7 protein-coding genes are annotated in these 6,874 nt (G+C 74.1%); all 7 read right to left on the bottom strand.

Features of this window, described 5'->3' with window-relative positions; translation table 11 throughout:
- Window positions 1–8: 8 nt before the first annotated feature.
- The 7 genes from ACIBO1_RS19200 to ACIBO1_RS19170 all read right to left on the bottom strand — a co-directional run bounded on the left by ACIBO1_RS19200 (window position 9) and on the right by ACIBO1_RS19170 (window position 6,860).
- The gene (locus ACIBO1_RS19200) at window positions 9–515 is read right to left on the bottom strand and encodes a nuclear transport factor 2 family protein (RefSeq protein WP_396748233.1); all 507 of its coding nucleotides are present in this window, start codon (window positions 513–515) and stop codon (window positions 9–11) included.
- A gap of 29 nt (window positions 516–544) precedes the next feature.
- On the bottom strand, window positions 545–1,348 hold the full coding sequence (locus tag ACIBO1_RS19195; RefSeq protein WP_396748231.1) for a BTAD domain-containing putative transcriptional regulator: 804 nt from the start codon (window positions 1,346–1,348) through the stop codon (window positions 545–547).
- 190 nt (window positions 1,349–1,538) lie between these two features.
- Window positions 1,539–2,291: an ABC transporter ATP-binding protein gene (locus ACIBO1_RS19190; protein ID WP_396748229.1), complete on the bottom strand. Its 753-nt coding sequence runs from the start codon at window positions 2,289–2,291 to the stop codon at window positions 1,539–1,541.
- 3 nt (window positions 2,292–2,294) lie between these two features.
- Window positions 2,295–4,001 (bottom strand): dipeptide/oligopeptide/nickel ABC transporter permease/ATP-binding protein, encoded by a 1,707-nt coding sequence (locus tag ACIBO1_RS19185; protein ID WP_396748227.1) that lies wholly within the window; start codon window positions 3,999–4,001, stop codon window positions 2,295–2,297.
- A 29-nt stretch (window positions 4,002–4,030) separates the two neighbouring features.
- Window positions 4,031–4,261, bottom strand: a complete 231-nt coding sequence (locus tag ACIBO1_RS19180) for a hypothetical protein (RefSeq protein WP_396748225.1) — start codon at window positions 4,259–4,261, stop codon at window positions 4,031–4,033.
- Window positions 4,258–5,307 (bottom strand): ABC transporter permease, encoded by a 1,050-nt coding sequence (locus ACIBO1_RS19175; RefSeq protein ID WP_396748223.1) that lies wholly within the window; start codon window positions 5,305–5,307, stop codon window positions 4,258–4,260. The genes ACIBO1_RS19180 and ACIBO1_RS19175 overlap by 4 nt, the downstream gene beginning before the upstream one ends.
- A complete protein-coding gene (locus ACIBO1_RS19170; RefSeq protein WP_396748221.1) occupies window positions 5,304–6,860 on the bottom strand; it encodes an ABC transporter substrate-binding protein in 1,557 nt (518 codons plus the stop codon). The genes ACIBO1_RS19175 and ACIBO1_RS19170 overlap by 4 nt, the downstream gene beginning before the upstream one ends.
- Window positions 6,861–6,874: the final 14 nt, after the last annotated feature.

Genomic DNA, 6,874 nt, shown 5'->3' with positions numbered 1-6,874 from the left:
GGCCGTGTTCAGCCCCCGGGTGGGCGGGGGGGGGGGGGGCGGCCCGGGGGCCCCCCCCCGGGGGGGCCCCGGGGGGGGGGGGGGGGCGGCGGCGCCCCCCCCCCCCCCCCCCCACGCCGTTCCAGGACGTCCTCGGCGGTGGTGCTGAGGTACACCCGCGCCTCACCACCGCCGCGCGAGGTCTCGAACACCGTCGCGTAGTAGCGGGTCCGCACCGCGTCCTCGCCCGCCGGTTCGGCCGTCACGGCGCCGTACCAGTGCCGGCGGACCAGCCCACGCTCGGCGATGCTGTCGATCCCCCGGCGCATGGAGGCGGCGATCGCGGACCGGCCCCGGCGCGGTTCGGGCTTGACGTTCTGCGCGAACTCGCCGTCCTCGGTGAACTGGTCCGCCCATTCCTCCGCCCGTCCCTCGTCGAGGAGCTGGAAGTGCCGGGCGTAGAACTGCAGGATCTCGGCGTACGTGCGGGCGTCGATGACGGGCGGTCGGGTGCGGGCGGGCTCGGTGACCGGCATGGCTGCCTCCTTCGCGACGGTGACGGTGGTCAGTTGACGAGCAGGTGGTGCACACTGCGGTCGGCGGCCGACCCGACGGGCAGGTCCAGCGCGGGTTCGGCGCGCAGCACGGCCCGTTCCAGGCGTTGCAGTCGCCGGGACGGCTCCAGCCCAAACCGCTCACCGAGCGTGGTGCGCAGGTGCCGCAGCTCGGCCAGCGCCTCGGTGGTGCGGCCACTGCGGTACAGCGCCAGCACCAGTTGGGCGCAGAGGTTCTCGTGGGTGGGATGCCGGCGTACCAGCGTGCGCAGCTCGCCCAGCAGCTCGCGGTGCCGACCGATGCGCAGGTCGGCCTCGACCCGCTCCTCCTGCACGGCGAGGTGCACCTCGCGCAGGCCGTCGAGACGACCCCGCAGGATCGGGCCGGCCTGCACGTCCACCAGTGCCGGGCCGCGCCACATGTCCAGCGCCGCGCGCAGCAGCCGGGCCGCCTCCGGGTACCGACCGGCGGCGAGTGCCTCGCTGCCGTCGCCGGCCACCCGCTGGAAGTCCTCCAGGTCCAGTTCGCCAGGCTCCAGGTGCAGGGCGTAGCCGCGTTCCCGGGTGACGATGCGACCGCCGCCCGGCGGCTCCGCCTCCAGGCGCAGCACCCGGCGCAGGTTCATCACGTACGTCTGGAGTGTGGAGTGCGCGCTGTGCGGTGGTTGCTCACCCCACAGCTCGTCGACACAGTCGTCGATGGTGACGACGGTGTTGGCGTGCAGGAGCAGGAGTGCGAGTAACTGCCTTTGCTTCGGCGCGCTGGGCAGTCGCCCCGGCATCATGGTCAACGGACCCAACACCTTGAACCGCATGTCTCCCCCTTGTCGCGCGATGTCGCAGCGACCAGGACTATGCCGAGGAGCCCTTTCGATCCCCTTACCGCCGAACGGTCCCCAGCTCACTGACCTCCCAAAACCTACTGAAAAGATAGGCTTTACCGGAGCGCCGAGATGTAAGGAGGGGTCCCCTGCTATACACCAGGCGTTAGCAGGGGACCCCTCCTTACATCCCAGCCGCCGCGAGCAGCGTGCGGGTGTACGGGTGGCGGGGCGCGGTGGTGACCTGCGCGGTCGCGCCCTGCTCGACGATGCGGCCGTGGTGCATGACCGCGATCCGGTCGGCGAGCTGCCGGACGACGGCGAGGTCGTGGGAGATGAACAGGCAGGCCAGCCCGAGGTGGTCACGCAGGTCGCAGATCAGGTTGAGGACCTTCGCCTGCACCGAGACGTCGAGCGCGGTGACCGGTTCGTCGCAGACCAGCAGGCGGGGACCGAGCGCCAACGCCCGGGCGATCGCTACGCGTTGCCGCTGCCCGCCGGAGAGGTCGCGCGGCCGACGATCACCCGCCTGCGGATCGAGTCCGACGAGGTCCAGCAGCTCGGCCACCCGCGCGGCCCGGGACCGGGCGTCGCCGATCCGGTGGATGTGCAGCGGCTCCGCCACGGCCTGCCGGGCCGTCTGGCGAGGGCTGAGGGTCAGGTAGGGGTCCTGGAAGACCATCTGGATCTGCCGCCGGTGCGCGCGCAGCTCCCGGCCGCGCAGCCGGTGTACGTCCACATCGGCGAAACGGACCACACCCGCGTGCGGGCGGTGCAGCCCGGTGATCACGCGGGCGAGCGTCGTCTTGCCGCATCCCGATTCGCCGACGAGCCCGACGATCTCCCCCGCGTCGACCCGGAGCGTGACCTCCTCGACCACGCGAGGGACGTCGCGGGCGCCGGGATAGCCGGCACTGACCTGTTCCACCCGCAGCATCGCTCAGCCACCGTCCCGTTCACCGGCCGCAGCAGGCAGCTCGGTACGGCCCGGCGTCCGCAGGCACGCCGACCGGTGGCCGGTCCGTGGGTCCACCGTCACCGGCACGGGTGTCTCGTGGGCGCAGGCGGGCACCGCGATCGGACACCGGGGCGCGAACGCGCAGCCCGGCGCGTCGTCCGGGCCGGCACCGGAGTGCCCCGGCATGGTGCGGAAGCGGGTGCCGGGCGCGGCCTCAACGCGCGGTACGGCGTCGAGCAGGCCACGGGTGTACGGGTGGGCGGGATCGCCGAGCACGGCGTCGCGCGGTCCGGACTCGACGATCCGACCGGCGTACACGACCGCCACCCGGTCGGCCGACCGGGTCACCACGGCCAGGTCGTGACTGACGATGATCATGGACATGTCCAGCTCGTCGCGGAGGCGGGCCAGCAGGTCGAGCAGGTGGGACTGCACGGTCACGTCCAGGGCGGAGGTGGGTTCGTCGGCGACCAGCAGGGTGGGCCGCCCGGCGAGCGCGACGGCGATCTGCGCGCGTTGCCGCATCCCGCCGGAGAGCTGGTGCGGATAGCGCCGGGCGACCGTGGCCGGGTCGGCCAGTCCCGCCAGACGCAGCAGGTCCTCGGTGAGGCGACGGGTCGCCGCCCGGCGGCCACCGCGACCGGCGTTGCGGACCGCCTCGTCGACGTGCGCGCCGATGGTCCGCAACGGGTTGAGGGTGGCGAGACTGTCCTGGAAGACCACCCCGACCCGGCGGCCGTTGAGCCGGCGGCGCTCCTGCGGGGCGAGGCCGACGAGGTCGTGGACGTCGGGTCCGATCCGCAGCGTCGCCGAGCCGGAGACGGTCGCGCTGGGGTCCAGCAGGCCGAACGGGGCCAGGGCCGAGGTGGTCTTGCCGCTGCCGCTCTCGCCCACGATCGCCAGGGTCTCGCCCCGGGCCACCTCGTAGTCGACGCCCGCGACGACCCGTCGCCGCCCGCCGCCGTGCGGATAGCTGACCACGAGGTCACGGACGGACAGCACGGCGTCGTCCCGCTCGCCGTGAAGTGCGGTGTCGCCGGGAGCGGGAGGCCCGCCGGGAGCAGGGGACGCCTCTACCGTCGGTGGACGACGCCGGACGCGCGGGCGCGTCGGGAGCACCCACCGCAGGATCGAGGGGCGTTCGTCGCCGGCCGCCAGGCGTTCGCCGAGCAGGTTGCTCGCGAACACGATCGCGGTGATCGCGATGCCCGGCGGGTACGCCAACCACCAGGCCGAGCCGAGGTGCGGTCGCCCCTCGACGAGCATCTGACCCCATTCGGCGTGCGGCGGCGGGATGCCCAGCCCGAGGAAGCTCAACGTGGCCACGCCGAGCACGATGGCGCCGACATCGGTGCTGGCGTAGACCAGGCACGGGCCGAGCGCGGGCGGCAGCAGGTGCCGGCCGAGGATGCGCGCGGGTCCGGCGCCGAGCAGCCGCAGGGCGTCCAGGTGCGGGCTGTCGCGCAGACCGGCGACCCGGGCCCGGGCGATGCGGGCGTACGGGGACCAGGCCCACAGGGACATCGCGATGACGAGATTCTCCGTCCCCGCACCGCGTACGCCCACGACGGCCAGCGCCACCAGCATGCCCGGCAACGAGACGGCCATGTCGACGACCCGGGCCACGATCCGGTCGACCCGTCCGCCGAGGTACCCGGCGACGGTGCCGACCACGACTCCGACGGTCACCGAGATCGCCAGGACCGCCGCGGTGACGGTCAGCGAGATCGCGCGCCGTGCAGGAGCCGGCTGAGCTGGTCGCGGCCGAGCTGGTCGGTGCCGAGCAGGTGCTCCGCCGACGGGGGCAGCAGACTCGCCGCCAGGTCGTTGGCGCTCGGGTCGGCCGGGGCGATCACGGGTGCCAGCAGTCCGACGACCGCGAACACCAGCAGTGGCAACGCCACCAGCACGGTCCGCAGGTGCCCGGTGATCCTCGGCGGGCGGCTCACGTCGGCTCCCCTCGGGCGGCCTGGACGCGACGGGTCGGATCTCGGCGAGCAGGCGACCGGAGACCGGCGCGCTGCCCGCGCACGTCGCCGGTGCGCCGGGAGCGCGGGTCGACGAGCCCCTGCACCACGTCGGCGAGCCGGTTGGCCAGGATGAACCCGCCGCCGAGCAGGAGTGCGCTGGCCTGGAGGGCCGGTACGTCGCGGGCGGCGGCGGCCCGGACGAAGTAGGCGCCGAGGCCGGGCCAGCCGAAGATCTGCTCCACCACGACCGTGCCGACCAGCAGGGTGCCGACGGTGAACCCGGCGACCGACAGGATCGGCCCGGCGGCGTTGGGCAGGCCGTCGCGGAGCACGATGGACAGCGGCGAGCTTCCCCGGGCCTGCGCGGCGAGCACGTAGGGCCGGTCGAGCGCCTCGCGCAGCGTCACGGCCACCACCCGGCTGAGGGCACCGGCCGCGGGCAGGCCGAGCACCGCCATCGGCATCACCCAGGTCGCCGGGCCCGCAATGCCCGACGTGGGCACCAGGCCCAGGCGCAACGCGAGCAGCAGCACGAGGAGGTAGCTGAGCCAGAACGCCGGTACGGAGGTGGCCAGCAGCGCCCCGACGCGCAGAGTGCCGCGCAGTGGGCCGCGACGCAGCACCGCCCCGGCGACACCGATCCCCACCCCCACCGTCAGGGCGACCACGGTGGACCCGGCCACCAGGCCGAGGGTCACGCCGATCCGGTCGGCGATCTCGGGTCCGATCGGTGTGTCGGTGCGCAGCGAGACCCCGAAGTCCCCGGTGACGGCGTCGCGCAGCCACCGCAGGTACCGCACCGGGGCGGGGGCGTCCATGCCCAGCTCGACGCGGACCGCCTCGACCTGTTCGGGGGTGGCCGGGCGGCCGGCCCGGGTCGCGGCCAGCATCGCCGCCGCGTCCCCCCGGGCCAGCAGGACGAGGGCGAAGGTGCCGGCGGAGAGCGCGAGGAGTACGCCGACGGTGTCGACAGTCCACCGTGCGACCAGAGCACCGGCGCGGCGCAGCCACCCGGGCTCGGTCACCCGAGGGTGACCCCGGTCAGTTCGAGGTCCACGTCGCTGGGCGGCACGGCGAAGCCCTGCACCCGGTCGCGTACCGCCCACAGGCGCGGCCGGTACGCCAACGGCACGAACCCGACGTCGGCGGCGACCGCGTCGTACAGGCTCTGGTGGGCCGCCGCGCGGGACGCGGGGTCGCGGGCGTACAGCGCCCTGTCCACCAGTTCCTCGGTCTGCGGGGTGACCCACAGCGGGGCTCGCGCGCCGCCGGTGAACAGCGACACGATCGAGCTGGACGGGTCGTACGGTGCGCCGAGGGTCTCGAAGAACGTCAGGTCGTAGCGGCCCTCGGCCCGCTCGTCGTAGTAGGTGGCGGCGTCCACCGGGGCGATCTCGACGGTGATGCCCACCTCGGTGAGGGCGGCGGCGATCGCCGCGGCCATGGTGCGCGGGTCGAGTTGTCCCTCGGCCGGGGTGGCGGGGACGAGCAGCCGCAGCGCGAGCGGCGTGCCGTCCTTGACACGGGTGTCGCCGTCGCGGACGTATCCGGCGGCGTCCAGGACCCGGTTCGCCGCCGCCGGGTCGAATCCGAGCGGCAGGTCGGTGCCGGAGTCCGGCACGTCGGGCGGGAACACCCGCCGGGCCGGCTCGGCATAGTCGAGCAAAAGTGTCCTCGCCAGGGCGGTGGTGTCGACGGCCCGGCTCACCGCCTCCCGGACGGCCCGGTCGCCGGCCGGACCGTCCGGGTTGAACCCGAGCATGATGGAGACGTCCGGTGCGCCGGTGAGCAGCGTGACGTCGTCGCGTTCGCCGAGCGACCTGGCCTCCACCGGGGTGATCGGCGCGAGGTAGGCACCGCCGATCAGGTCGATCTCGCCGTTGGTGAGGGCGTCGGCGCGCGCCTGGGAGTCCGGGATGACGCGGAACTCCAGCCGCTCCACCTCGGGCCGGGTCCCCCAGTAGTCGTCGTTGCGGGTCAGCACGGTACCGGTGGCGCTGGTCGAGTCCAGTCTCCACGCGCCGGTGCCGACCGGCTGCCCGAACGTGCCGTCGGCGGCCGCCGACGCCGGGCTGAGCAGCCGGACGGGACGCACGATCGACAGTTCCTGGAGCAGCGGCTCGTACGGTTCGGCGAGGGTGAGGCGGACGGTGTCCGGGTCGGCGGCCTCGACTGCGGTGATCACCTGGGACGCGCGGAAGAAGGAGAATCGCTCGTTGCCCACCCAGCGGTCGAAGTTCCACTTGACGGCGGCGGCGTCGACCGGCGTTCCGTCGGTGAAGCGGACGCCGTCGCGCAGGTCGAACGTGACCTGCCGGCCGTCCTCGGCGACCGTCCAGGACTGCGCCAGCCCCGGTTCCAGGGTGCCGTCCCGGCCGTAGGTCACCAGCGGCTCGTAGAGCGCGTCGAGCAGCAGGAAGTTGCCGGTGAACGCGTGCGGGTCCAGCACGCCGGACTCGGCGCTCAGGGCGATGCGCAGGGTGGTCGACGAGGCGGTGTCGTCGGCACCGGCACCGCAGGCACTGGTCAGCGCCAGCGACACGGCGAGGGCGGCAACGAGCGGGCGGGGTCGCGGCACGAGTTCTCCCGGGG

The organism is Micromonospora sp. NPDC049903, from assembly GCF_044460945.1.
In the GTDB taxonomy this organism is placed as follows: Bacteria; Actinomycetota; Actinomycetes; order Mycobacteriales; family Micromonosporaceae; genus Micromonospora.
The sequence above is the reverse complement of the archived record's forward strand: the minus strand, read 5'-3'. Positions and strand labels throughout refer to the sequence as shown.